This is a genomic window from Methylobacterium variabile, from assembly GCF_001043975.1.
GTDB lineage: Bacteria > Pseudomonadota > Alphaproteobacteria > Rhizobiales > Beijerinckiaceae > Methylobacterium > Methylobacterium variabile.
Genome location: NZ_LABY01000141.1, coordinates 1 through 23,951, shown reverse-complemented (window position 1 = coordinate 23,951; position 23,951 = coordinate 1). Strand labels below are relative to the sequence as shown.

Here is a 23,951-nt window from a genome sequence, read left to right as displayed (position 1 = left end):
GGGGGGGGGCCCCCGCCGCTACCGCATCACCGCGAGGGCGGCCTGGATCAGGGTCGCGCCGCCGATCGGGGCGATGAACCAGAGCAGCACGTTCACGACGATGATCCAGACGAGCATCCGCTCCTGGCGCCCGGTCAGCCGGGGCGGGCGGGGCGGCGGCTCCCAGGGCGGCTTCCATCCTCCCTCGACGAACATCGGCGCCTCCGCGCTGGCCTCAGGCCTCCCGAGCTAGGGGCGGCGGGCGTGCGTGAAAGTGCGGCGTGTTGTGCCTTGGAGGCCGGAACCGGCCTTCGGCCCGAGATCCGCCCTCGGCCCGAGATCCCCCTTTAGCCCTTGTCGCGCATCAGCCGCGCCTTGTCGCGCTGCCAGTCGCGCTCCTTGGCGGTCTCGCGCTTGTCGTGGAGCTTCTTGCCGCGGCCGAGACCGAGCTCGACCTTCGCCCGGCCGCGGTCGTTGAAGTAGATCTTGAGCGGGACGACCGTGTAGCCCTCGCGCTGGGTCGCGCCGATGAACTTGTCGATCTGGCGCCGGTGCAGCAGCAGGCGGCGGGGCCGCTTGGTGTCGTGGTTGAAGCGGTTCGCCTCGAGGTATTCGGGGATGTAGGCGTTGAACAGCATGAGGTCGTTGCCGGAGGGACCGGCATAGGCCTCGCCGATCGTCGCCTTGCCGCCGCGCAGGGACTTCACCTCGGTGCCCGTCAGCGCGATGCCCGCCTCGACCGTGTCGGTGATCTCGTAGTGGAAGCGGGCCTTCCGGTTGTCGGCGACGACGCGGTTCTTCGGCTCGGGTTTCTTGGCCATCGGGCGGGTCGCAAGGTCCTTGAAGGCGCGCGGGCGGCGGGAACCCGGAGTCCGGGTTCCCGCGGGATTAAGCCGTGGATCAGGCGTTGGTGAGGCCGGCGTGGCGAAGCGCCCCGTCGACGAGGCGGCGCGTGCCCTCCCCGATGGCCACCATCGGCAGGCGCACGTCCCCCCGCATCAGGCCGAGACGGGCGAGCGCGTACTTCGCCGGGGACGGGTTCGTCTCGGCGAAGAGGTGGGTGTGGAGCGGCATCAGCCGGTCCTGGAGGCCGAGCGCCGTGCGATAGTCGCCGGACAGGCAGGCCTCCTGGAAGTCGGCGCACAGGCGCGGCGCCACGTTCGAGGTCACCGAGATGGTGCCGTGGCCGCCATGCGCCATGAATCCCAAAGCGGTCGCATCTTCGCCAGAAAGTTGGACGAAGTCTTCACCCATGGCTTGGCGTTGCAGGCTGACCCGGGCCACGTTGGCGGTGGCATCCTTCACGCCGGCGATGTTGGGCAGCTCGTAGAGCCGCTTCATGGTGTCGACACTCATGTCGATCACCGAGCGGCCGGGGATGTTGTAGATCAGGATGGGAATGCCGACCGCATCGTTCACCGCCTTGAAGTGCTGGTACAGCCCTTCCTGGGTCGGCTTGTTGTAGTAGGGCGTGACGATGAGCACCGCGTCCGCTCCGGCCTTCTCCGCATGACGGGCCCGCTCGACCGCCTCCGCGGTGGAATTGGAGCCGGCGCCGGCCACCACCGGCACCTTGCCGGCGGCCTCGTCGATGCAGGCCTCGACCACCCGGTCGTGCTCGGCGTGGCTGAGGGTCGGGCTCTCGCCGGTGGTACCGGTGGGCACCAGGCCGTGGGTGCCGTTCTCGAGCTGCCAGGCCACGAAGGCCCGGAAGGCGTGCTCGTCGAAGGCGCCGTCGCGGAACGGCGTCACCAGGGCGGTGAGCGAGCCCCTCAGGCGCTGCGAGATCTGCGTCGACGTCATGCTGGCGTTCCTCGCCCGGGCGGGGCGGAAAGGCCCCCGGGATGTCTGATTGGGAGGCCGGCCCGTGTCGGGACCACCTCGGCCGTCCGGCGTCCGACACATAGGCGCTCGGCGGGCCTCGCGCAAACGCTCCGGCGGCCCGTCGCGCTCCGGCGCGGCCGGCCACCAAGGTTAATCGCTTCTTAACGGGACGCTTCCACCATGGCGCGTCCGGTCTTTCGAGCTCTCTAGGGGAACGGGAACCATGCTGCTCTCGCCTCGACGGCGCCGCCTCGCGGTCCTCGCCCTCACGGCGTCCGGCGCCGTGCTGACCTCGCTGTCGGCCCTCGGCGGCTCGACGGTGGCGGCCCCGCCGCCGGAGGCGGCCGTTCCTGCCGCAGCCGCCTTGCCCGCGGCCACCCGCGCGGTCGAGCGGGCCGACGAGGACGGTCCGCGCCAGGGCGCGGCGGAGGCCGGGACGCGGCTGCCGGTGGGCGCGGCGGCCTACGCCTCGGCCGACCCGGAGGTGCCGATCCCGTTCCCGGTCCCGGACGCGGCGATCAACCCCTCCGCCCCGGTGCCGCCGGTGCCCGATCCGGGCCGGCCCGCCCTCGGCACGGAGGTCGACGCCCCGGCCCTGCGCAGCGCCGTCGAGGCCTACCGGCGCGGCCAGGTGAGCGAGGGCGACCGCATCCGCGACGGCCTCACCGACCCGGCCGCCCGCGCCCTGCTCGACTGGGTGGCGATCCGGGCCGGCGCCGGCATCGGCTTCGAGCGCACCGTGGCGTTCATCCGCGACAACCCGGACTGGCCGGTGGGCTCCCTGGTGCGCCGGCGCGCCGAGGAGGCGCTGCTCTCCCAGCGCAAGTCCCCGTCCGTGGTGCGGGCCTACTTCGCCGCGCGCCGGCCGCAGAGCGCGCCGGGCAAGTTCGCCCTCGCCCTCGCCTTCAAGGCCGACGGGCTGCCCGAGGACGCCGCCGGCCTGGTGCGCGACCTGTGGCGCGAGGACAATTTCGGCCGCACCCTGGAACTCAGGGTCCTCGACGCCTTCCCGGGCGTGATCGGCGAGGTCGACCACCGCTACCGCATGGAGCGGGCGCTGATGAAGGAGGACTGGGAGACCGCGGGCCGCGCCGCCACCTACGCCGGCAAGGCCTACGGCACCCTGGTGCGGGCCCGCCGCGCCGTGGAGGCCAAGGCCGCGAACGCGGGCGCCGCCCTCGACGCGGTGCCGCCGAGCCTGCGCCAGGATTCCTCCTACCTGTTCTCCCGCGCCCAGCACCTGCGCCGCCTCGACAAGCCGGCGGAGGCCGCCGCGGTGATGGCCCAGGCGCCCCGCAACCCCGAGGTGCTGGCCGACCCCGACGAGTGGTGGATCGAGCGCCGCATCGTCGCCCGCAAGCTCCTCGATGCCGGCGACGCCAAGGCCGCCTACGCGGTCGCCGCCGGCCACAGTGCCCGTGCGGTCGAGAAGCGCATCGAGGCGGAGTTCCACGCCGGCTGGATCGCCCTGCGCTTCCTCGACGACGCCGCCCTCGGGGCGAAGCACTTCGCCGCCGCAGCCGGCATCGCCGAGACGCCGATCTCGGTGGCGCGGGCAGCCTACTGGCAGGGCCGCGCCGCCGAGGCCCTGGGCCAAGCCGCCGAGTCGCGGGCCTTCTACGAGCGCGCGAGCGCCCAGCCGATCGCCTATTACGGCCAGCTCGCCCGGGCGCGGCTCGGCCAGTCCTCCCTGGCCCTGCGGCCCTGCAACATCCTGGACGAAGCCGCCCGCACCGCCTTCGAGAACCGCAACGCCGTGCGGGCCCTGCGCCTGCTCTCCGCCGCGGGCCTCAAGGAGCTGACGCTGCCGCTGTTCATGGACTTCGCCCAGCGCCTGACCGAGCCGGCGGAGCTCAACGCCCTCGGCGACGTCGCGACGGCGCTCAAGGATCCCCGCGCCCTGGTGGCGATCGGCAAGACCGCCGTGCAGCGCGGCCTTCCCCTCGACCGGCACGCCTACCCGACCAACGGCATCCCGGCCTACGAGGCCTCCGCGGCCGTGCCGCAGGTCGAGCGCGCCATGGTCTTCGCCATCGCCCGGCAGGAGAGCCAGTTCGACCCGCGGGCGCAGTCCAGCGTCGGCGCGAGAGGGCTGATGCAGATGATGCCGGCCACCGCCCAGCGCACCGCCCGCCGGGTCAGCGCCGCCTTCGACACCGACCGCCTGACCAGCGACCCGGCCTACAACGCCCGCCTCGGCCATGCCCATCTCGGCGAGCTGATGGAGGATTGGCGCGGCTCCTACATCCTGTCCTTCGCCGCCTACAACGCCGGCGGCGGCAACGTGAAGAAGTGGATCGACGCCTACGGCGACCCCCGCACCCCGAACGTCGACCCGGTCGACTGGGTCGAGCGCATCCCCTTCACCGAGACCCGCAACTACGTCCAGCGGGTGACCGAGAACCTGCAGGTCTACCGCACGCGCCTGGCGGAGACCGGGGACGGGCGCAGCGCGCTCCTGATCGCCGACGACCTGCGGCGCGGGGCGCGCTGAGCACCGCCGGGGCGCGCCGTCCCGCCCCCATCGAGGGCGTCACCCCGACGCGGTAGCCTCGCGCGGGCCGGGCTCCTTCCTTCGCCCCCGCCTCGTTCACGCACGGATGCGTGGACCCTGCGAAAGGTCCTCCGATCGGGGAGCCAGCCCCTTCGAAGAGTCGGGGCTGCCGCGCTGGCACGATCCGCGCATGAATGCGTTCTCCTGCTGGTCGGACAGGGGGCGGCATTGTCGCAGATCCGCAAAGAGCAGAGCTATGACGGGCTCTGGACCGTCTTCATCGGCGATCAGGTCGTCGTCTCGGACCTGAGCCAGGCGCAGGCCGAGGCGCTGATCACGTCCTACGAGCGCGTGATCTCGCAGCGCCGCGAGGAGACGTGACGGGGTTCACGCGAGAAGCAGGCTGCGGGCGAACGTCCGGGTGATCCGCTCCGGACTCCGCACGGCACGAGGCAGCGCCGGGCTCGGCCGACGCTGCCGCTCCGCGGCGGGGGACCCGCCGCGGCTCCGGTGTCAGGCCCGAGGCCTCACCCTTGCGCCAGGGCCGCCGCCACCCGGCGGGCGAACGCGACGGGGTCGCGGGGCGGGTCGCCGCCCTGGACGTGGGCGAGGTCGACGAGCGTCTGCGCCGCCTCGCCGACATCCTCGCCGGCCGCCGCCCGCTCGGCGATGCGCCGGATCAGCGGATGGCGCGGGTTCAGCTCCAGCACGGGCTGGCCGCCGCCCATGCCGCGGCCGGCCCGGCGCAGCAGGCGCTGCATCTGCAGGTCGGGGCCGTAGGCCGGAGCGGAGAGCAGCACCGCGCTGTCGACCAGCCGCTGGCTCGCCTTCACGTCGGAGACGTCGTCCTTGAGCGCCTCCTTGAGCTTCGGCAGCAGGTCGGCGAGGTCGGCCGGCGCATCGGCCTCGCTCACCTCGGGCTCGAAGGCCGACAGGTCGTCGCCCCCTTGCGTGATGCTGCGGATCGGCTTGCCCTCGAAAGAGTCGAGGCGCTCCGGCCAGAAGGCGTCGACGTGGTCGGAGAGCAGCAGCACCTCGAGGCCGCGGGCGGAGAAGCCCTCGATCTGGGCCGAGCGCTTGAGCGCCTCGGTGTCGTCGCCGACCAGGATGTAGATCGCCTCCTGGTTCGGCTTCATGCGCGACACGTAGTCGGCGAGCGAGGTCCAGCCCTCGGTCGTGGAGGAGCGGAAGCGCAGGAGGCCGGCGATGTCCTGGCGGTGCTCCGCGTCCTCCCAAAGTCCCTCCTTCAGGACCGGCCCGAAGGCCTGCCAGAAGGTGGCGTAGGATTCAGCGTCCTTCGCCCGGCTCTTGAGCTCGGACAGCACCTTGCCCGTCACCGCGCGGCGGATGCGGGCCAGGACGGGCGTGGCCTGCAGCATCTCGCGCGAGACGTTGAGCGGCAGGTCCTCGGTGTCGACCACGCCCTGGACGAAGCGCAGCCAGGACGGCAGCAGCCCGGCCTCGTCGGTGATGAACATCCGGCGCACGTGCAGGCGCACCTTGCTCTCGCGCTCCTCCTCGACGGCGAGGAAGGGCTTCATGCCCGGCACGAACAGCAGCGCGGTGAACTCGAGCTGGCCCTCCGCCCGCCAGTGCAGCGTCGCCCAAGGCTTGTCGAAGGCGTGCGCGACCTGGCGGTAGAACTCGGTGTACTCGTCCTCGCTCACCTCGGACTTGGGCTTGCGCCACAGGGCAGTGCCCTTGTTGCCGGCGACCTCCTCGCCGTCGCGCACGAGCGCCACCGGCACGGTGATGTGGTCGGCCCACTTGCGCACGATGGTCTCGAGGCGGAGGCTCTCGAGGTACTCCTCGGCATCGGCCTTCATGTGCAGGACGATGTCGGTGCCGGGCTCGGCCCGGGTGGCCGGCGCCAGGGTGTACTCGCCCTGCCCCTCGGAGGCCCAGGTCCACGCCTCGTCGGACCCGGCCTTGCGCGAGGTGACCTCGACCCGGTCGGCGACCATGAAGGCGGAGTAGAAGCCGACGCCGAACTGGCCGATCAGGCTCGGGCGCTCCTCGGGCTTGGCGTCGGCGAGCGACTGGCTGAAGGCGCGGGTGCCGGAGCGGGCGATGGTGCCGAGGTTCTGCGCCAGCTCGTCCTTGGACATGCCGATCCCGGGATCCGAGATGGTCAGGGTCCGGGCCGCCTTGTCGGGCAGGATGCGCACCTTGGCGTCCGCCGGGAGCGCCAGGGCGGAGTCGGTCAGGGCGCCGAAGCGGCGCCGGTCGACCGCGTCGGCGGCGTTGGCGACGAGCTCGCGCAGGAAGATCTCGCGCTCGGAATAGAGGGCGTGGACCACGAGGTCCAGGAGGCGTCCGACCTCGGCACCGAAGCTGTGCCGCTCCAAGGTCTCACTCACGTCGCTGGGCTCCGCTCAGGAACAATTCGTCGCGGGCCGATATGCGGGGTCGGCCCCGGCATTTCAAGCAAGCGAGCGGGCCGCCCCGGCGCGCTACCCCGCGAGGCGCGCCACGATCGCCCGGACCTCGTCCCGGCCGGCCGGCCGCGGGTCGACCGAGCGGTGGATCGTCAGGCCCTCGATCATGGCGTCGAGCGCCCGCGCGGTGTCCGGAGCGAAGTGCTGCTCCAGGGCGGCGCGGCTCTTGCCCATCCACTCCTGCATCACCCGGCGCAGGGCGGGCTGGCGGGCGGCGTAGGCGTAGAGCTCGTAGCTCAGCAGCATGGTGCGGGGCGTCGCCCAGGCCGCGCCGACCACGAGGTCGACCACCGCCTCGCGGGCCTCCTCGGCGGTCCCGGCGGCGGCGAGCCGCTCCGCGAACCGGGCCGCCACCGTGTCGGCGAGCAGCGTGAACGCCTCGGTCAGCACCTCGTCCAGGCTCGCGAAGTGGTAGGTCATCGAGCCGAGGGGCACTTCGGCCGCCGCGGCGATGCGGCGGTGGGTCGTGCCGGCGACGCCGTGCTCGGCGACGACGTCGAGGGCCGCCCGCACGATGCGGGCGCGGCGGTCGGGATCGTAGCGGCGCGGTGCGGCGGGCAAGCGGGTCTCGCGGTGGGTCACGGGTTGGCTTCCGGCCTCGATGCGTACATATGTACGCATCGAGGCCGGCGAAGGCACGCAACCGATAGCGGAGAGCGGGGACCGATGACCATGACGGGCCAGAAGCAGAAGATGCTCGCCGGGGAGCTGTACGTGGCCGACGATCCGGAGCTCGCGGCGGACAACCGGCGCATCTCGGAATGGATGGGCCGCTACAACGCCACCAGCACCCTGAGCCAGCCCGAGCGGCAGGCGCTCCTGGCGGAGGCCTTCGCCCGCGTCGGCGAGGGCTGCAACATCCGCCCGCCCTTCTTCTGCGACTACGGCTACAACATCAGCCTCGGCCGCGGCGTCTTCCTCAACTTCAACTGCTGCATCCTGGACGTGGTGCAGGTGACGATCGGCGACATGACGCAGATCGGGCCCGGCGTGCAGATCCTGACCGCGGACCACCCGCGCGACGCGGGCCAGCGCCGGCAGATGCTCGAGTTCGGCCGCCCGGTGACGATCGGCGCGAATGTCTGGATCGGCGGCGGGGCGATGATCCTGCCGGGGGTGACGATCGGCGACGACGCCATCATCGGCGCCGGCAGCGTGGTCACCCGCGACATGCCGGCGGGCGGCATCGCCGTCGGCAACCCGGCGCGTCTGCGCCTGCCTGCGTGACGCGGCGCTTCAGCCCTCGGCCCGGCGCACCACGAGCAGGTTGGCGGTGAGCACCTGCACCGGCTCGCCGTGCTGGTTGAGCGTCGTGGTGCGGACCTTGGCGAGGCCCTGGTTCGGCCGCGAGCGGGAGGGGCGCACCTCGATCACCTCGCTCGACAGCCGGATCGTGTCGCCAGGCCGCAGGGGCTTGGGCCAGCGCAGTTCGTCCATGCCGGCCCCGATGATGCCGCCGGCGAGCCGCAGGTCGCTCTCGACGAGGAGCCGCATGGTCAGCGCGGCGGTGTGCCAGCCGCTCGCCGCCAGGCCGCCGAAGAACGTGGAGGCCGCCCGGGCGGCGTCGAGGTGGAAGACCTGCGGATCGAAGGCTTCCGCGAAGCGGACGATGTCCGCCTCGCTCACGAGGGTCTCGCCCGAGCCGTAGACCTGTCCGGGGGCGAGGTCCTCGAGGTACAGCTCCCGCGTCATCGCTCACTCCCCTGCGGCCGCGACGAGGCCCGGCCCCGCCGCCCGCTCCTTGCGAAACCAGACCCCGGCCGCGACCGCGCCGGCATTGATGAGCCCGAGCGCGGCGAGCCCGAGGCCGAGCGCCAGGAAGACGCCGTCGAGCCCGAGGCCGAGCCGGAGGGCGAGCCAGCCGCCCGCGATCGAGACCGCCATGCGGGAAAGCCCCGCCACCAGCGGCCAGCCGACCCGCCCGGCTCCCTGCGAGGCGAAGTAGAGCGCGAGCCCGATCCCGGCGAAGCCGTAGAACGGCCCGACGAGGTGGAGGTAGCGGCTGCCGACGGCGAGCATCTGCGGGTCGTGGCCGAACAGGCTCAGGAACGGGGCCGGCCACAGGGCCGCCGCCACGCCGATGCTCTCCGTCAGCGCCCCCGCGATGGCGGCCCCGATCCAGGCGACCCGCAAGGCGCGCCCCCGGTCGCCGGCGCCGATGCAGGTGCCGACCATGGCGCCGATCGGCGCGCCGAGGCCGAAGACCAGGGGCACCAGCAGGTATTCGAGCCGCGCCCCGGTGCCGTAGCCGGCCACGGCGGCGGGTCCGGCGGCCCCCGCGAAGGCGGTGGCGGCCGCGATGGTCACGTTGGTGGTGGCGCTGACGATCGACGAGACGGCGCCGATCCGCAGGATGTCCCGCAAGGGGGCCCAGGCGAGGCGAGGCGGCCGCGGCGCCGGGCGCAGCAGCCCCCGTCCGGCCCAGAGGTGATGGACGAAGACCGCGGTGCCGGCGGCGTAGTAGGCCAGCACCGCGACGCCGCCGCCGGCGATGCCGAGGCCCGGCACCGGCCCGAACCCGTAGATGAGCGCCGGCGAGAGCGGCACCAGGATCGCGGCACCGACGCTGATGACGATCGCCGGCAGCGCCATGTTGCCGGTGCCGCGGATCACCGCCGCGAGCGCGTTGAACAGCCAGATCAGCACCGCGCCGGCGAAGACCACGCCCCCGTAGGTGGTGGCGGCCTCGAGCGACGCCCCCTCCCCGCCCATCGCCCGGTAGAGCGCCGGCCCGAAGGCGAGGTCGAGCACCGTGGTCAGGAGGCCGAGGACGAGGCCGATGGCGGCGGCGTACCACGGCAGGGCGTCCGCCGCCGCCCGCCGCCCGGCCCCGAGGGTGCGGGCCACCGCCGACAGGATGCCGCCGCCCATGGCGCCGGCGGAGATCATCTGCACCAGCATCAGCAACGGGAAGACCAGGGCCATGCCGGCGAGGGCGTCGGTGCCGAGCCCGGCCACGAAGGCGGTCTCGATCAGGCCGACCAGGGCCTGCACCAGCATCACGACGACGTTCGGGACGGCGAGGCGCAGGAGCGTCGGCCCGATCGGGGCGTGCAGCAGGCGGTGGGTGCGCGCGTCCATCGGGATTGCCCTCTTCCCATCGGGCTCGGCTCGCCACAAGGTCGCCCGCCGGGGAGCATTGATGGCATATGCAAGTATTTCGTCAAGGCACCTCGTGCGATCCGCCGCCACCCCCGTGCTGCGCCCTCGCCGCATCGCGCCAGACAGAAACGAGTCGACCATGCCGACGCCGACCAGCGCGACCGCGCCCGACCACGGTGCCTTGCTCCGGCCGCTCCTGCCCACCCACTCCGGCCGCCCCTACGCCGACGTCCTGGCCGACCTCTCGCGCCGGGTCGCGATCAGGAACTACCTCGAGATCGGGGTGTCCACGGGTTCGCTGCTCAGCCGGATCACCTGCGCGCACGCGATCGGCGTCGATCCTGCGTTCGATCTGCGCGCCAACGTCACGATGAACAAGTCGCACGTGTCGCTCTACCAGATGAAGAGCGACGATTTTTTCAAGACATTCGATCGCACGGCGCTCCGTCCCGGCCATGTCGACATGGCGATGATCGACGGCCTCCATCTCGCCGAGTTTGCCCTGAAGGATTTCTACAATACCGAGCGGCTGTGCGCGCCGGGTTCGACGATCGTCATCCACGACTGCCTGCCCCTCAATCCGCTGATGGCGATGCGCGAGACGACCCTGATTCCGGAGCTGAGCGCACGCACGCCATTCGCGAACTGGTGGACCGGGGACGTCTGGAAGCTCATCCCGATCCTCAAACATTACCGGCCCGACCTGGACGTCGTCCTGGCCGATGCCGCTCCGACCGGGCTCGTCTTCGTTCGCAAGCTCGACCCCGCCTCGACGGTGCTGGAGAAGAACTACGGCCGCATCATCGACGAACACATCGCGATCCCGAACGAGATCGAGCAGCTGCAGCGGCTCTGCGCCGACCTGACGATCCTCCCGGTCGAGCAGGTCGTGGACGATCTGGCCGTGAGCTTCAGGCCGCAGGGCGAGACGCCGTCGTTCTGGCGCAGGTGGCGGCGCTGACCGGCCGCGCCCGGGCGCCGATGGATCGCACGGTCCCGACGGCCCGCGGCGCTCGCCTCAGGGCGCGGGGTCCAGCGCCGCCCGCTTCTCCGCCTCGACCGCCGCGAGGTCGAAGTCGTCGGCGGGCACGCGGGGCAGGAAGCGCTCGACCTGCTCGCACAGCACGAGATCCGGGCGCACCCGCTCGATGTAGCCCCAGTCGAGATTCGCCGACCAGATGAAGTGGACCTCGCGAAACGTCTCGGCCAGCATCGCGGTCAGGCCGTTGGGCGCGAAGTTCGCGCAGGAATCGCCGAACAGAACCAGGGTGCGGGGATCGGCCTCCGGCGAGCGGTTGCGGTAGACCGCATGGGCGCCGACATGCAGCTCGCCGAGGCGGCCGGCGGCCGTGTAGGCGTCGATGAGCGTCCCGCCGCCGACGCGCTCGGCGTCGCGGAAGAGGTCGTAGTTGCGCACGGTCTCGAGGGGCGGCTCGTCGAGCTTGTTGCCGATGTCGAGCACCGCCTCGAATTCCTGGAACGGCCGCTCGAGGAAGTCGGTGCGGGGCGTGGCGCCGCAGGCCCGGCACACCAGCCGGTAGGCCAGGAGGCAGCCGTGGATGTTCCAGTGCGTGTCGGTGCGGTAGTGCAGCGCCGACCCGCCGCGCTCGGCGAGTTCGTCGCGCCGCGCCCGCATCGGCCCGACGAGGTCGATCCAGGCGCGGCGCCCGTACCACGACCAGCGCAGCAGGGCACCGAGGCGGCGGGCCGGCGAATGCCGCGGGTCGAGGGACAGGCCGTCGAAGCGGTCCTCGTAGAGGCTGAGCTTCTCGGGCACGACCAGATGCAGGTAGCGGGCGCCGAGGCCGCGGCAGCGGCGGATGCGCCGCAGGATCTGCCGACGCCATTGCTGCAGGACCCGGTCCATCGGGCGCGCCCGGCGGTACTGGTCCGCGACCTCGTTGGTGCCCCCGGTGAGGAAGAGCCAGCCGTCCTTGCCCGCGTGGTACATCCGGTCTCCTGCTGGCGGGTCCGCCGCCGCACGGGCGGGCGGCGGACCCGCGCGGGGGATCTGTTACCGCAGGATGGAAAAATAAAGGTGAGCGCCGGGACCGGCCCTACTCCCCCGCCGGCACGCCTCCGCCCGCGGGCCGCGCCGCGCAGTAGCCCGAGACGGTGCCGATCGCCCACAGGGCCTTGTCGAGGGCGGTGCCCGTGTCCCGGCGCAGCAGGGCGCGGCCGCCGCTCGCGGTGAAGCGGGCGAGGCGGAAGCCGAGGTAGAGGAGGCCGTAGCGGTGCAGGCGCAGCACCCGGCCGAAGCCGCGGGCGTAGTCGGCGGCGCGCTTGTGCCGGCCGGCGGCGGCGACTTGGTCGTGGTGGACGACGAGGCCGTGGCGGAAGATCACCCCCCTGCCCTGCCCCAGGATGCGCAGGAGGAAATCGGTCTCCTCGCCGGAGCGGAACGGCGTCGGGGCGCCGACCCCGAGGCTCTCGTCGAAGCCGCCGATGGCCCGGGCGGCCTCGCGCCGGACGAACAGGCCGTTCGAGTTGCCCGCAAACCAGACGTTGCGCCGGTCGACCGCCTGGTCGAAGGCCAGGAAGGCGCCGAGCGACTCCGCACCCCCGGCATCGAGGGTGCGCCCGGTCACCGCCGCCGCCTCCGGATGGTGCGCGAACAGCCGCACCACCTCGGCGACGAGACCGTCCGGGTACCAGCAATCGTCATCCGGGAAGGCGATCAGGTCGCCGCGGCAGCGGGCGAGCCCGACGTTGCGCGCCCGCGACAGGCCCGGCTGCGAGCGGACGTGGTCGATCGCGAGCCGGTCGCGGTAGCGGGCCACGATCGGGTCGAGCACGCCGGGCTCGTTCTGGTCGACGAGCACCACCTCGAAGTCCCGGCAGGTCTGCGCGACCAGGGAGTCGAACAGCCGCTCGAGCTGCGCCGAGCGGCCCAGGGTGCAGACCAGCAGGGAGAGGCGCGGCGGCGGGGCGGAGGGCAGGTCGGGCGTGGGGCTCATCGTCGGGTCGCCGCGGGCGGGAGGAATCGGTCGAGGAAGCGTCAGCCCCGGGAGAGCCGGAGGGACAGGCCGCCCGGGTTCCGGGCCGGCCGCTGCGCCGCCGGCTCGGTCGCGGCCTTCGGCCGGCTGCCCGGGCCGGTCTCGCGCACGACCCGCTCCAGGATCGCGAAGACGCGATCCTGGTCGGCGGGCCGGCTCAGGTTGTGGTCGGTCCCGTCCAGGATCGTCACCGGGTAGCCGAGGCGGCGGGCGATCCGCGCGTCCGAAGCGCCGAAATGCGCCCGCACGGTCGGGATGCCGAGGTCGTCGGCGCTGTAGACCATGCAGATCCGGGCCCCGCGGCGGCGCAAGGACGCCACCCGGCCGACGACGCTGCCGCCGCGAAGCGTCCGCCACGGCATCCGGGTGGTCCAGCGGTCGAGGCGGGCGGCGCCGTCGCGCAGGAGCGCGCGGGCGATCTTCGCGAGCCCGATCTCGCCGGTGAGGATCCGGCGCCAGAAGCGGCCCTCCCGGGCCCGGGCCATGTAGCCCTGGCTGTGGCGGAAGGTGTCCCGCACCATGGTCTCGACGTCGGTGCCGGGCTTCAGGTCGAAGCAGTACAGGTTGATGAGCACCGCGGCGCGCAGGCGCGGATCGAGGCTGAGGGCCTGGAAGGCCTGGTAGGCGCCGCTGCAATTGCCCAGGACCACGCCGGGCGGGTGCCGCAGGGCCTCGAGATGGTCGATGGCCGCCGTGACGTCGCCGACGGAATCCGCCGCGTAGAGCGGCAGCGAGCCGTCCGGCCGGCCGGGGCTGTCGCCGATGCCGCGCAGGTCGAAGCGGAACGAGGCGATGCCGGCGGCGGCGAGCCGCCGGGCGAGTCGCGCCGTCTGCCGCCCGTGCCCCGCCCGGGGATTGCGCCCGGAATTGACCACCAGCACCGTGTCGCCGCCCCACTCTCCCTTCGGCCGGCACAGGATGCCGACGAGGCCGGCGCCGAAGCGCGAGACCTCCTCGCTCCAGGCCTCGTCCTCGAGGCGGCAGGGCGGCAGGGCGGCGGCGGGCGCGGGATCGGCGGCCGGCGGCGCCTCGGCCACGGCGAAGTCGCGGACCACCGCGAAGGTCTGGTCGGGGGTGCGGGAGAACAGCGGGTCGGAGACGAGCTGCGTCAGGTCCGGGAACGGCCCGGTCTCGACCGCGCTGCCGAGGGCCCGGTAGCGCTCGGCCAGGGCCTCGACCTTCGGGCCGAGCAGGAGGATCCGCGGCGCCGGGGCACGCGCTTCGGCCATCAGGTCGATCCGGCCCAGATCGGCGAGGGTCCGCGGCCCGAGGAGGAAGCTGCCGACCATCAGCGAGTCGGGCTCCTGCGGCATCGGCGTGCGGTCGGGCATCACGTCGATCAGCCGCGACTGCATCGCCATCTCGCGCCGGTAGGCCTTGCCGGTGGTGAAAGGGCTGAGCAGCACCAGGCGGTCGACGCCCTCCCCCGCCGCCGCGAGGGCGGCGAGCGTGCCGCCAAGGCGCAGGCCCACGACGACGACCTCCTGCGCCCCCGCCCGCTCGCGCAGGAAGGCGATGCCGGCCCGGATCGCCTCCAGGGAGGCGGGGATCTCGCCGTCCGCCGGGTCGCGGGAATCGCCCTGGCCCGGGTAGTCGAAGCGCAGGGTCGGGCAGCCGGCCGCGGCGGTCATCGCCGCGAGCTCGCGCCAGGAGCGGTAGGCGCACCACTGCTCGAAGCCGTAGGTGCCGCAGAGCAGCACGCCGCGCCGGCGCGGGCCCGGGCTGTACCAGCCGAGCGCGTCGCCGAGGGCGACCGGGACCGGCTCCGTCGCGGCAGGCGGCGGGCTCGCGCCATCGGTCAGCATCCGCGCAACTCCTTCTTCCTCGTCGACGCGGATCCCGGCTCGCGCCGGTCCGCCGCGGCTGAACTCTCGGGGCTTCACGACCGGGCGACGCCGACCGGACGGCTCCGCGCCGGGCCCGCCAGCCGCAGCCGGAGGATCATGACGACGAAGAGCACGATATCGACGGTGTAGCGGCGCCCGAGCCGGCGCGGCTCCCGCAAGAGACGGAACAGCCACTCGAGCCGCACGAGGCGGAAGGCCGCGGGAGCACGGGTCGCCGCGCCGGCGGCGTAGTCGAGGAGCGCGCCGACCCCCATCAGGACGCGCGCGTCGAGCCGGTGCGCCTGCTCGGCGATGAACGTCTCCTGGCCCGGGTTGCCGAGGGCGACGAGCAGGATGTCCGGCGAGGCCGCGTTGATCGCCGCCACGACCTCGGCGGTCTCCGCGGCCGCGAAGTAGCCGTGCCGGACGCCGACGACGCGGTGCTGGGGATAGAGCAGCGTCAGGTTGCGGGCCGCCGCCTCGGCGATGCCGGGCTTGGCCCCGAGCAGGAACAGCGTGCGCGGCGCGGTCTCGGCGGCGAGGAAGGCCGGAATCAGGTCGGTGCCGTTGAGGTTCTGGCGGAAGAAGCGGCCGCGGAACAGGGCCGAGCACAGGTCGATGCCCAGACCGTCGCTGACGAGCAGGAAGCCGCGCAGGGCCGCCGCGTAGGACGGCGTGCACAAAGCCTTCAGCAGCATGTTGGCGTTGCAGAACCCGAGGCTCAGCTGGGTGCGCCGGTCGAGCGCGTCGCGCAGGCGCGAGAAGATCTCGTCGCGGGTGATGTCGGCGACGCAGACGCCCTCGAGCTCGAGCCGGTCGACGCTCGCAGCTCCGGACGCCGTGGGGAGGGCGCGGTCAGGCATGGGACGCTTCCGAGAAATGGGATGATCCGTGTCGAGGCAAGACCATCGCCGGGATCGGTGAAGAAGTACCGGCGTGTCCTGCCCCACGCAAAGTGAATGCGTCCCCTCCCGGTGGAGATGCAGCCTTAATTCAGCGCAGGGTTAACGCGACCTTTGGCCGATCATGGACGAGACGTATCGCGGCCGTGACGAATGGCTAAGCTTGTCGTCTTAATCCGGCAGCGGCGATGTTTTGGCTTCGATCGCCTCAGGTCCGTGCGATCGCGTTAAAGACCCGATAGGGGATCGCTGCTAACCCGGACGAAGGGGCGATCCGGCGCCGCTCGCTCAAGGCCGCGGGATCCGGGATCATCGAGAGGCGACGCACACGATGCTGACACTCGTCGCACGGCTTCGCCGGTCGGCCCGCTCCCAGCAATTCGCCTCGGCCTTCGTCGCCCGGATCGCGAGCGCGGTGCTCGGCTTCGTGCTGCTCCTGGTCGCGAGCCGGCTGCTCACCACCTACGAGTACGGCGTCTACGTCTTCCTGTTCTCGGTCGGCAGCGGGCTCGGGCTGATCGCGGTGTTCGGCCAGCAGAACCTGGTGCTGAAGCATTACCGCGCGCAGGACGGCGCCGCGCCGTTCAACGACGCGCTGGTGCGCTACAATCTCGGCTGGCTCTCGATCGCGATCGCCCTGATGCTGTCGGCGAGCGGGGTGCTGTTCTTCGCCGAGACCGTCCTGCCCGAGCCCTACGACCGGCTCCACCTCGCCTTCGCCTTCGCGGCGGTGTTCGCGCTGAGCGAGTACCTGCAGAGCTACTTCCGCATCCACGGCCGCATCTGGCTCGCGCTGCTGCCGAGGGAGGTCGTCTGGCGCGGCGCCTGCTCGGTGCTGCTCTGGGGCGCGGCGCTCGCCGGCCTCCTGCAGGGCGCCACCGCCGCGATGACGATCGTGCTGGGGCTGCTGCTCGCGATGACGCTCTACCAGATCCGCCACCTCGCCGGGCATCACGGCTGGGACGCCTGGCGGGGCGGCTTCCGCCACCCGGACAAGGCGCCGGGCTGGCGCGGCGAGAGCCTGCTGTTCTCGGCCAACAACGTGATGGTGGCCGTGACGGCCTATCTCGAGACCGTGATCGTGGGGACGATGCTCGGCATGGAGCAGGCGGCGTTCTACTTCGTGGCCCTGCGCTACGCCACGCTCGTCAACCTGCCGAGCGCGGCGATCGACACCGTCAGCATGCCGATGATCGCGAGCCATTTCCAGGCCCGCGACCGCGAGGGCGCCCAGCGCCTGGTCGGCCGGCTGTCGCTCGCGAGCTTCGCGATCTCGTCGACGGGAGCCCTGGTGATGGCCGTGGGCGCTCCTTTCGCGCTGACCCTGTTCAAGCCGGACTTCGCCGCCCACACCGACGTGCTGATGGTGCTCACCCTGTCCTCGGTCACGTCGGCGTTCTTCGGGCCGGGCCCCTCGCTCCTGACGATCGGCGGCGGCGAGCGCTACATCCTGATCTGCAACGCGGTCCTGTTCTCGATCTACGCGGTCCTGCTGTGCCTCGTCGCGGTGCCGTTCGGCATCCTCGGCGTCGCGGTGGCGAACGTGACCTGGACGGTCGTCGTCAACCTGGTCCTCGCCCGCTGGGTGCGGGCGAACTGGAACGTCGACAGCCGGGCCACCGCCTTCTTCACCCGCCGGGCCTGGGGTCCGGCGACCGCCACACCGCACCCGGCGGAGTGAGATGCGCCTCGTCCTCGTCCTCGCCGGCCGCGCGCTCTCCTGCCTCGCGCTGGCCCTGCCCCTCGCGCCCGCCGCGGCGGCGCCCCTCTGCCTGCGCGGCGTCAACCTCAGCGGGGCCGAGTTCGGCACCGTGCCGGGACGCTACGGCTTCGACTACCTCTATCCGTCCGCGCCGACGATCAGCCGCTTCGCGGGCCTAGGGCTCACGGCGATGCGGCTGCCGATCCGCTGGGAGCGCCTGCAGCCGAGCCTGCGCCAGCCCCTCGACCCGGACGAGCTCGGCCGCCTCGAGGCGGCGGTCTCGGCCGCGACCCAGGCCGGGATGCGCACGGTGATCGACCTGCACAACTACGCCTATTACGGCAAGGCGCGCATCGACACCGAGCTGGTGACGCCCGAGGCCTTCGCGGATGTCTGGCGGCGCCTGGCGCGGCATTTCCGCGGCGACGCCTCCGTGGTGTTCGGCCTGATGAACGAGCCGCACGACATCCCGGCCGCCCGCTGGCTCACCGCCGCCAACGCGGCCATCGCGGCGATCCGGGAGACCGGGGCGACGCAGCTGGTGCTGGTGCCGGGCTCGGGCTGGACCGGGGCGCATAGCTGGACCGCCGACCTGCCCACCGGCAACAACGCCGCGATCATGCTGGGCGTCGCCGATCCGGGGCGGAACTTCGCCTACGAGGTCCACCAGTACCTCGACGCGGACTATTCCGGCACCCGCGCCGAGTGCAGCCGCGGCGCCGACGCCCTGGAGGCGGTGGAGCGGCTCACCGGCTGGCTGGCGCAGAACGGCCACCGCGCCTTCCTCGGCGAGATCGGCGTCCCGGGCCGCCGGGGCTGCCCGGAGCGGCTGGCGGCGGTGCTCGCCCACGTCAACGCGAACCCGAAGCAGTGGGTCGGCTGGACCGCCTGGGCCGCCGGCGACCTGTGGGCGCCGGACTACCCCCTGAAGCTCGACCCCGCCGGCGCCAACGCCCCGGTCGTGGCCGCGGTCCAGGCCGCCGCCCGGGCCAAACCCGTCTGCGAGCCGTGAGAACCATGACGACCCCCGCCGCGCCGCTCTCGATCCTGCACGTCGTCCGCCAGTTCCTGCCCAACCGCGGCGGGCTCGAGGATTTCGTCGCCAACCTCGCCCGCGAGCAGGCGCGCCTCGGCCACGGCGTCCGCGTGCTCACCCTCGACCGCCTGTTCTCGCAGCCGGACCGGCGGCTGCCGGCGCGCGAGCGCCTGGAGGGGATCGACATCGAGCGCATCCCGTTCTTCGGCTCGCACCGCTACCCGATCGCGCCCTCGGCGTTCCGGCACCTCGGCGACGCCGACATCGTCCACGTCCACGCCATCGACTTCTTCTTCGACGCCTTCGCCCTGGCCAGGCCCCTCCACCGCCGGCCGATGGTGGCGACGACCCATGGCGGCTTCTTCCACACGAGCGCGCATTCGCGCCTGAAGAAGCTCTGGTTCGAGGGCCCGACCCGGCTGAGCGTGCGCGGCTACGCGGAGATCGTCGCCTGCAGCGAGAGCGACGCCCGGATGTTCGAAGGCATCACGCCGGACGGCGTCGAGGTGATCCAGAACGGGGTCGACCTCGAGAAGTTCGCCGGCGCCGCGTCGGCGGAGCCGCGCCGGGCCCTCCTGACGATCGGCCGCTTCGCCCACAACAAGCGCCTCGACCGCCTGCTCGCGACCCTGCGGGCGCTCAACGCCGACGGTGCCGGATGGCGGCTGCGGATCGTCGGAGTGCCCTCCGACGTCAGCGCCGAGGCGCTGACCGCCGAGATCGACCGGATGGGCCTCACCGGCGCGGTCACGCTCCATACCGGGCTCGACGTGCCGGCGATCCGCGACCTGATCGGGCAGTCGAGCCTGTTCGTCTCGGCCTCGCAGTACGAAGGGTTCGGCATCGCGCTGATCGAGGCGCTGAGCGCCGGCCTCGTCCCGGTGGCGCATCCCAACGACGCCTTCGCGTGGCTGGCGCAGCGCCATCCCTCGATCGCCCTGTGCGACTTCTCCGACGCCGAGGCCGCCGCCGGGGCGATCCGGAGCGCCTACGCGCAGCTGGAGAACGGGGAGATCGCGCGGGGTGCCGAGGACCTCTCCGACTATCGCTGGTCGACGATCGCGGCGCGCTACGTCGCGGTCTACGAGGGCGCCCTGGCCGAAACCGGGCACGGGCTGACCGCCTCGGCGGCCTGAGGCGCGAACCCGCCCCGGGCGCAGGCCCGGGATGAAGCCCGGGCAGGTGCGATGGGCGCGGCTTTGGGTTAGGTCACCGTCGCGGGCGCCACGGCCCGAGGAGCGCGGGACGGATGACGGGAGCGGCAGGGCCGGTGGCGGCGGAGGCGGCCGACGGCCTGCCGAGCGGGGAGAGGCTGTGGGCGATGCTGGCGATCGGCATCGCCATGAGCATGGCGGTGCTCGACGGCGCCATCGTCAACGTCGCCCTGCCGGTGATGGCCAAGGACCTCCAGGTCTCGCCGGGCGCCGCGATCTTCGTCACCAACGGCTACCAGCTCGCCGTCACGGCGGCGCTGCTGCCCCTGGCCTCGCTGGGCGACATCCTGGGCTACAAGCGGGTCTACTGCACCGGCCTCGCGCTGTTCACCGCCGCCTCCCTCGCCTGCGCCTTCGCCGGCTCCCTGCCGATGCTGGTCGCGGCCCGCATCGTCCAGGGCCTCGGCGCGGCCGGGATCATGAGCGTCAACATCGCGCTCGTGCGCTTCATCTATCCGCACCGGATGATCGGGCGCGGCGTCGGCACCATGGCGCTCATCGTGGCGATCGCCTCGGCGGCGGGCCCGAGCGTCGCGGCGGCGGTCCTGTCGGTGGCGAGCTGGCCCTGGCTGTTCCTCGTCAACGTGCCGCTCGGCCTCGCCGCCCTCACCCTCGCCACCCGGACGCTGCCGGTGACGCCCCGCAGCGGCGCCCGCTTCGACGGCCTGAGCGCGCTCCTCAACGCCCTGTTCTTCTGCCTGCTGATCACCGGCGTCGACGGGCTCGGGGAGCCGGGCCGGAGCGGCACGGCGCTCGCCGTCCTGGCGGCGGCGGGAGCCGTCGGCGTCGCCTTCGTGTGGATGCAGGCCCGCCTGCCGGCGCCGCTCCTGCCGATCGACCTCCTGCGCATCCCGGTCTTCGCGCTGTCGATGGTGAGCTCGGTCTGCTCGTTCTCGGCCCAGATGATGGCCTACGTCGCCCTGCCGTTCTACTTCCAGGACGTGCTGCACCTCTCGGGCACCCAGACCGGGGTGCTGATGACGCCCTGGCCGATCGCGATCGCGGTGGTCGCCCCCTTCGCCGGGCGCCTCGCCGACCGCTACCCGCCGGGGCTTCTCGGCGGCATCGGCCTCGTCGCCCTGTCCTGCGGCCTCGCCCTGATGGCGACCCTGCCGCCGGACGCCTCAGCCGCGGCGATCACCTGGCGGCTGACCCTGTGCGGCCTCGGCTTCGGGCTGTTCCAGTCACCCAACAACAAGGTCATCATCACGAGCGCGCCGCGGGAGCGCAGCGGCGGCGCGAGCGGGATGCAATCGACCGCCCGGCTCCTCGGCCAGTCCCTCGGGGCCGCCGTGGTGGCGGTGATCTTCGGCTACCTGCACACCGGCGGGACCGTGACGGTCCTATGGCTGGCGAGCGGCCTGGCGCTCGCCGGCGCGGTCGCGAGCGGGCTCAGGGTGCGGCGCTGACGGGGCTCACGGATCGGCCGGGTTCGTGGCGCAGTCCCGGCGGCCGCTCAGAAGGCAATCCTCGCGCGCCGATTCGCGGCGCAGCGTATTCGCCAGCCAGACGCCGCCGATGACGAGGACGGCCAGGAACGGGATCGCCGCCAGCGCACGCCGCCGGCCCGCATCGTCCGGATCGGGGGTGGGCATCGGATCATCCGGCGAAGAACGGCCGACCGCGGGGCCGGCGATGCGCGTCCATCCACGGAGAAGGCCGCAGGCCCGTTCTCGCCGCGCGCCCGCGTCGGCCCCGGCCGCTTCCCGCCTCGAAGCCCGCGGCGTGGCGCCCGGCACCCGAGCCGCAGGGACGGACGGCCGCGCGAAGGCGGCCATCCGGCGGGGCAAGACGGGAGGAGGCCGGCCGCCTTACTTCAGGTGCTGGGCGAGATACTTGTTCATCTCGAACATCGTCGCCTTGTCCTTGCCGAAGACCTTCTTGAGCTTGTCGTCGGCCAGGATCTCGCGCTTGTTCTCGGGGTTCTGGAGCGAGTTCTTGCGGATGTAATCCCAGACCTTGCTCACCACCTCGCCGCGCGGGATCGGTTTGTCGCCCACGATGGCGCCGAGCTCGGGGGTCGGCTGCAGGGGCTTCTGGAGGGCGTTCGGCTTGTCGCCGGACTTCGGCGCCGCGACCTTCTTGCCCTTGCCGGCGTCCTTGCCCTCGTCCTTCGCAGTCTCCTTGGCCGCCGCCTTGGGGGCGGGCTTCGCGGCGGCTTCGGGCTCGGCCTTCGTCTCGGCCTTCTTGGTGGTCTTGGTCGCCATCGGTCTCCTCCGGTCTGCAACCCGTCTCCCAGGGTCGAACAGTGGACATGCCTGGGCACATAGCGTCAACAACTAAGCCGTGCGCGGCGCGTTCCAAGAGGAAATCCGCTCTCCGACCGGCGTCATCCACATCGGATGCGCTGTTAGCCTGACACGAGGGAGCGTGGCTCAGTCGAGGGCCGCCGTCCAGGTGGTGCGGCCCTCGAGCGGATAGGCCGGGTCGCTGTAGCCCGGCGTCGAGGGGTGGCCCGCCGGCACCAGGCGGTCGACCAGGGCCTCGTCCTCCGGGGTGAAGCGGTAGGCGAGGGCCTGGGCGTAGGCCTGCCACTGGTCGAAGGTCCGGGGTCCGGCGATCACCGCGGTGACGGCGCGGTTGTTGAGCACCCAGGCGAGGGCGAAGTCGATCACCGAGGCGCCCCTGGCCTCCGCGTGCGCCTTCAGTTCCTCGGCGATGCGCAGGCTCTCGGGCCGCCACTCGGTCTGCATCATCCGGGTGTCGCCGCGCCCGGCGCGGGTGCCCTCGGGCGGCGCCTCGCCGGGGCGGTACTTCGCAGTCAGCACCCCGCGGGCGAGCGGCGAGTAGGGCACGACGCCGAGGCCGTAATGGGCGCAGGCCGGCAGGTGCTCGACCTCCGGCATCCGGTTGAGGGCGTTGTAGTAGGGCTGGCTCGCCGCCGGCCGGTCGATGCCGTGCTCGTCGCACAGGCGGCAGATCTCCGCCACCCGCCAGGCGCGGTGGTTGGAGACCCCGAAGTAGCGCACCTTGCCGGCCCGGATTAGGTCGGCCATCGCCCGCACGGTCTCAGGCAGCGGCGTCTCGTGATCCTCCTTGTGCAGGTAGTAGAGGTCGATCCGGTCGGTGTTCAGGCGCCGCAGGCTCGCCTCGCAGGCCTGGACGATGTGGGCGCGCGACAGGCCGCGGTCGTTCGGCCCCGTCCCCATCGGGTTCGCCACCTTGGTGGCGAGCACCCAGGCGTCGCGGTCCCGGGCGATGGCCCGGCCCACCACCTCCTCCGAGCGCCCCTCGGTGTAGGCGTCCGCGGTGTCGATGAAGTTGATCCCCCGCTCGCGGGCGTCGGCGACGATGCGCTCCGCCTCGCCGTCGGGCGTCGGCCCGCCGAACATCATGGTGCCGAGGCAGAGGGGCGAGACCTTCAGGCCGGACCGGCCGAGCGTGCGGTACTTCAAGGCGTTCCTCCCGCGATGATGGCGTTTGCGTGGCCGTGGCGGCGTGTCCGCACCCGCCCGCATTCGCGTTGTGGATGCCGGGGTTTTCCCTCCGTTCACCCTGTTCGGCAAGCTCGCGTTAAGCACGGAGTCGCGAAGCTCACGCCCATGATCATCGCCGCTCTCTCCCTCGCCTTCTGCGCCGCCGGCGCTATCGTCCTCGTGCTCGGGGCCATCGTGACCAGCGAGCCGCAGCGGGACCACCCGCCCGGCGCCGGCCTCCTCTGACCGGGCGGGCGCGGACCCGCGCTCCGCTCCGTCCGCCGCGGACGGAAGGCGGAGCGAGGTGGATTGCGCGATGCCGTTCGGCTCGGGCGCGCTACCGCGCTTCCTCCTCGTCTACGCCGCGCTCTACGCCGGTTACGGCCTCACCACGCCGTTCCTGCCCGCGCTCCTCGCCGAGCGCGGGCTCTCCTCGACCGAGGTCGGCCTCGTCCTCGCCGCCGGCACCGGCATCCGCCTCGCCGCCGGCCCCCTGGCTGGCCGGATCGCCGACCGGCTCGGGGCCGGCCGCGGCGTGCTCGTGGCCTGCGCGGCCCTCTCCGCCGCGAGCGCCCTGCTGTACCTCGCCGGCCACGCCTTCGCGGGGCTGATGCTCGCCGGCATCGCCCACGCCGCCGCAACGGCCCCCCTGGCCCCGCTCGCCGACGCCCTGGCGCTGCCGGCCGCCGCGGCGTCCCGCTTTGCCTACGGCACCGTGCGGGGCGCGGGCTCGGCGGCCTTCATCGCCGGCACCCTGGCGGCCGGCCAGGTGGTGGCGCTCGTCGGCCTCGCCGCCCTGCCGGCGGCGGGGGCGGCCGCGTTCCTGGTGCTCGCCGGGGCCAGCGCGCGCCTGCCGGGTGCGGCCCGCCCCGCCGCCCAGGGGCCCGAACGGGCGGGCGCCCGGGTCCTGCTGCGCTCGGCCCGGTTCCGCCGCCTCGTCGCGGTGGCCGCCCTGGTGATCGGCAGCCACGCCGTGCACGACGCCTTCGCGGTCATCCGCTGGCGCGAGGCCGGCCTCGCGC

23 protein-coding genes are annotated in these 23,951 nt (G+C 73.0%); 9 read left to right on the top strand and 14 right to left on the bottom strand.

The genetic code is table 11. The features are described from left to right. Nucleotides 1-18 precede the first annotated feature (18 nt). The 3 genes from VQ02_RS38285 to dapA form a co-directional block, all read right to left on the bottom strand. A complete protein-coding gene (locus VQ02_RS38285; RefSeq protein ID WP_167350772.1) occupies nt 19-195 on the bottom strand; it encodes a hypothetical protein in 177 nt (58 codons plus the stop codon). A 131-nt stretch (nt 196-326) separates the two neighbouring features. After that, nucleotides 327-800: an SsrA-binding protein SmpB gene (smpB, locus tag VQ02_RS19650; RefSeq protein ID WP_048445903.1), complete on the bottom strand. Its 474-nt coding sequence runs from the start codon at nt 798-800 to the stop codon at nt 327-329. 79 nt (nt 801-879) lie between these two features. After that, nucleotides 880-1,782 carry a 4-hydroxy-tetrahydrodipicolinate synthase gene (gene dapA / locus VQ02_RS19645; RefSeq protein ID WP_048445902.1) on the bottom strand — a complete coding sequence of 301 codons (903 nt, stop codon included), beginning with the start codon at nt 1,780-1,782 and terminating at the stop codon, nt 880-882. A gap of 244 nt (nt 1,783-2,026) precedes the next feature. On the opposite strand from dapA, the gene VQ02_RS19640 reads away from it, so the two are divergent. Then, the gene (locus VQ02_RS19640) at nt 2,027-4,297 is read left to right on the top strand and encodes a lytic transglycosylase domain-containing protein (protein ID WP_048445901.1); all 2,271 of its coding nucleotides are present in this window, start codon (nt 2,027-2,029) and stop codon (nt 4,295-4,297) included. 228 nt (nt 4,298-4,525) lie between these two features. Continuing rightward, nucleotides 4,526-4,678: a hypothetical protein gene (locus VQ02_RS37315; RefSeq protein WP_157080713.1), complete on the top strand. Its 153-nt coding sequence runs from the start codon at nt 4,526-4,528 to the stop codon at nt 4,676-4,678. Between the two features lie 146 nt (nt 4,679-4,824). Here VQ02_RS37315 and htpG read toward each other — a convergent pair whose 3' ends face one another. Both htpG and VQ02_RS19630 read right to left on the bottom strand, forming a co-directional pair. Further along, entirely contained in the window at nt 4,825-6,657 is a 1,833-nt protein-coding gene (htpG, locus tag VQ02_RS19635; protein ID WP_048445900.1) for a molecular chaperone HtpG, read from the bottom strand. A 93-nt stretch (nt 6,658-6,750) separates the two neighbouring features. Next, entirely contained in the window at nt 6,751-7,317 is a 567-nt protein-coding gene (locus tag VQ02_RS19630) for a TetR/AcrR family transcriptional regulator (protein WP_245239792.1), read from the bottom strand. A gap of 90 nt (nt 7,318-7,407) precedes the next feature. Between VQ02_RS19630 and VQ02_RS19625 the strand changes: the two genes are divergently transcribed. Beyond that, nucleotides 7,408-7,962, top strand: coding sequence for a sugar O-acetyltransferase (locus VQ02_RS19625; protein WP_157080714.1), 555 nt, complete (start codon nt 7,408-7,410; stop codon nt 7,960-7,962). Nucleotides 7,963-7,971: 9 nt separating this feature from the next. Here the strand turns inward: VQ02_RS19625 and VQ02_RS19620 are convergent, their stop codons facing one another. Further along, nucleotides 7,972-8,427, bottom strand: coding sequence for a MaoC family dehydratase (locus tag VQ02_RS19620; RefSeq protein ID WP_048445898.1), 456 nt, complete (start codon nt 8,425-8,427; stop codon nt 7,972-7,974). 3 nt (nt 8,428-8,430) lie between these two features. After that, on the bottom strand, nt 8,431-9,816 hold the full coding sequence (locus VQ02_RS19615) for an MATE family efflux transporter (RefSeq protein ID WP_048445897.1): 1,386 nt from the start codon (nt 9,814-9,816) through the stop codon (nt 8,431-8,433). Nucleotides 9,817-9,976: 160 nt separating this feature from the next. On the opposite strand from VQ02_RS19615, the gene VQ02_RS19610 reads away from it, so the two are divergent. After that, entirely contained in the window at nt 9,977-10,798 is an 822-nt protein-coding gene (locus VQ02_RS19610; RefSeq protein WP_053080449.1) for a class I SAM-dependent methyltransferase, read from the top strand. A 57-nt stretch (nt 10,799-10,855) separates the two neighbouring features. Here the strand turns inward: VQ02_RS19610 and VQ02_RS19605 are convergent, their stop codons facing one another. The 4 genes from VQ02_RS19605 to VQ02_RS19590 all read right to left on the bottom strand — a co-directional run bounded on the left by VQ02_RS19605 (nt 10,856) and on the right by VQ02_RS19590 (nt 15,522). Continuing rightward, on the bottom strand, nt 10,856-11,788 hold the full coding sequence (locus VQ02_RS19605; RefSeq protein WP_048445896.1) for an alginate O-acetyltransferase AlgX-related protein: 933 nt from the start codon (nt 11,786-11,788) through the stop codon (nt 10,856-10,858). A 106-nt stretch (nt 11,789-11,894) separates the two neighbouring features. Continuing rightward, nucleotides 11,895-12,794: a glycosyltransferase family 2 protein gene (locus VQ02_RS19600; protein WP_048445895.1), complete on the bottom strand. Its 900-nt coding sequence runs from the start codon at nt 12,792-12,794 to the stop codon at nt 11,895-11,897. A gap of 41 nt (nt 12,795-12,835) precedes the next feature. Beyond that, nucleotides 12,836-14,638, bottom strand: coding sequence for an alpha/beta fold hydrolase (locus VQ02_RS19595; RefSeq protein WP_063838496.1), 1,803 nt, complete (start codon nt 14,636-14,638; stop codon nt 12,836-12,838). Between the two features lie 74 nt (nt 14,639-14,712). Further along, nucleotides 14,713-15,522 (bottom strand): WecB/TagA/CpsF family glycosyltransferase, encoded by an 810-nt coding sequence (locus VQ02_RS19590; RefSeq protein WP_048445894.1) that lies wholly within the window; start codon nt 15,520-15,522, stop codon nt 14,713-14,715. A 370-nt stretch (nt 15,523-15,892) separates the two neighbouring features. Here VQ02_RS19590 and VQ02_RS19585 point away from each other — a divergent pair, with 370 nt between their 5' ends. The 4 genes from VQ02_RS19585 to VQ02_RS19570 all read left to right on the top strand — a co-directional run bounded on the left by VQ02_RS19585 (nt 15,893) and on the right by VQ02_RS19570 (nt 20,922). Further along, on the top strand, nt 15,893-17,242 hold the full coding sequence (locus tag VQ02_RS19585; protein WP_048445893.1) for a lipopolysaccharide biosynthesis protein: 1,350 nt from the start codon (nt 15,893-15,895) through the stop codon (nt 17,240-17,242). 1 nt (nt 17,243) lies between these two features. Then, nucleotides 17,244-18,275 (top strand): glycoside hydrolase family 5 protein, encoded by a 1,032-nt coding sequence (locus tag VQ02_RS19580; protein ID WP_053080448.1) that lies wholly within the window; start codon nt 17,244-17,246, stop codon nt 18,273-18,275. 5 nt (nt 18,276-18,280) lie between these two features. Then, complete coding sequence (locus VQ02_RS19575) at nt 18,281-19,435, top strand: glycosyltransferase family 4 protein (RefSeq protein WP_048445892.1); 1,155 nt, start codon at nt 18,281-18,283, stop codon at nt 19,433-19,435. 113 nt (nt 19,436-19,548) lie between these two features. After that, entirely contained in the window at nt 19,549-20,922 is a 1,374-nt protein-coding gene (locus VQ02_RS19570) for an MFS transporter (protein WP_048445891.1), read from the top strand. Nucleotides 20,923-20,928: 6 nt separating this feature from the next. Here VQ02_RS19570 and VQ02_RS19565 read toward each other — a convergent pair whose 3' ends face one another. From VQ02_RS19565 to VQ02_RS19555, 3 genes are all read right to left on the bottom strand, one after another. Further along, the gene (locus VQ02_RS19565; protein ID WP_048445890.1) at nt 20,929-21,108 is read right to left on the bottom strand and encodes a hypothetical protein; all 180 of its coding nucleotides are present in this window, start codon (nt 21,106-21,108) and stop codon (nt 20,929-20,931) included. 216 nt (nt 21,109-21,324) lie between these two features. Then, the gene (locus VQ02_RS19560; protein WP_048445889.1) at nt 21,325-21,720 is read right to left on the bottom strand and encodes an SWIB/MDM2 domain-containing protein; all 396 of its coding nucleotides are present in this window, start codon (nt 21,718-21,720) and stop codon (nt 21,325-21,327) included. Between the two features lie 168 nt (nt 21,721-21,888). Further along, nucleotides 21,889-22,908 carry an aldo/keto reductase gene (locus VQ02_RS19555; protein ID WP_048445888.1) on the bottom strand — a complete coding sequence of 340 codons (1,020 nt, stop codon included), beginning with the start codon at nt 22,906-22,908 and terminating at the stop codon, nt 21,889-21,891. Nucleotides 22,909-23,245: 337 nt separating this feature from the next. Here VQ02_RS19555 and VQ02_RS19550 point away from each other — a divergent pair. Beyond that, the coding region (locus VQ02_RS19550; RefSeq protein WP_048445887.1) for an MFS transporter at nt 23,246-23,951 on the top strand (706 nt) is incomplete at its 3' end.

Coding starts and splice junctions, on each gene's coding strand:
- VQ02_RS38285 (WP_167350772.1), bottom strand. CDS start 195: ATGTTCGTCGAGGGAGGATGGAAGCCGCCCTGGGAGCCGCCGCCCCGC.
- smpB (WP_048445903.1), bottom strand. CDS start 800: ATGGCCAAGAAACCCGAGCCGAAGAACCGCGTCGTCGCCGACAACCGG.
- dapA (WP_048445902.1), bottom strand. CDS start 1,782: ATGACGTCGACGCAGATCTCGCAGCGCCTGAGGGGCTCGCTCACCGCC.
- VQ02_RS19640 (WP_048445901.1), top strand. CDS start 2,027: ATGCTGCTCTCGCCTCGACGGCGCCGCCTCGCGGTCCTCGCCCTCACG.
- VQ02_RS19625 (WP_157080714.1), top strand. CDS start 7,408: ATGACGGGCCAGAAGCAGAAGATGCTCGCCGGGGAGCTGTACGTGGCC.
- VQ02_RS19620 (WP_048445898.1), bottom strand. CDS start 8,427: ATGACGCGGGAGCTGTACCTCGAGGACCTCGCCCCCGGACAGGTCTAC.
- VQ02_RS19615 (WP_048445897.1), bottom strand. CDS start 9,816: ATGGACGCGCGCACCCACCGCCTGCTGCACGCCCCGATCGGGCCGACG.
- VQ02_RS19610 (WP_053080449.1), top strand. CDS start 9,977: ATGCCGACGCCGACCAGCGCGACCGCGCCCGACCACGGTGCCTTGCTC.
- VQ02_RS19605 (WP_048445896.1), bottom strand. CDS start 11,788: ATGTACCACGCGGGCAAGGACGGCTGGCTCTTCCTCACCGGGGGCACC.
- VQ02_RS19600 (WP_048445895.1), bottom strand. CDS start 12,794: ATGAGCCCCACGCCCGACCTGCCCTCCGCCCCGCCGCCGCGCCTCTCC.
- VQ02_RS19595 (WP_063838496.1), bottom strand. CDS start 14,638: ATGCTGACCGATGGCGCGAGCCCGCCGCCTGCCGCGACGGAGCCGGTC.
- VQ02_RS19590 (WP_048445894.1), bottom strand. CDS start 15,522: ATGCCTGACCGCGCCCTCCCCACGGCGTCCGGAGCTGCGAGCGTCGAC.
- VQ02_RS19585 (WP_048445893.1), top strand. CDS start 15,893: ATGCTGACACTCGTCGCACGGCTTCGCCGGTCGGCCCGCTCCCAGCAA.
- VQ02_RS19580 (WP_053080448.1), top strand. CDS start 17,244: ATGCGCCTCGTCCTCGTCCTCGCCGGCCGCGCGCTCTCCTGCCTCGCG.
- VQ02_RS19575 (WP_048445892.1), top strand. CDS start 18,281: ATGACGACCCCCGCCGCGCCGCTCTCGATCCTGCACGTCGTCCGCCAG.
- VQ02_RS19570 (WP_048445891.1), top strand. CDS start 19,549: ATGACGGGAGCGGCAGGGCCGGTGGCGGCGGAGGCGGCCGACGGCCTG.
- VQ02_RS19565 (WP_048445890.1), bottom strand. CDS start 21,108: ATGCCCACCCCCGATCCGGACGATGCGGGCCGGCGGCGTGCGCTGGCG.
- VQ02_RS19560 (WP_048445889.1), bottom strand. CDS start 21,720: ATGGCGACCAAGACCACCAAGAAGGCCGAGACGAAGGCCGAGCCCGAA.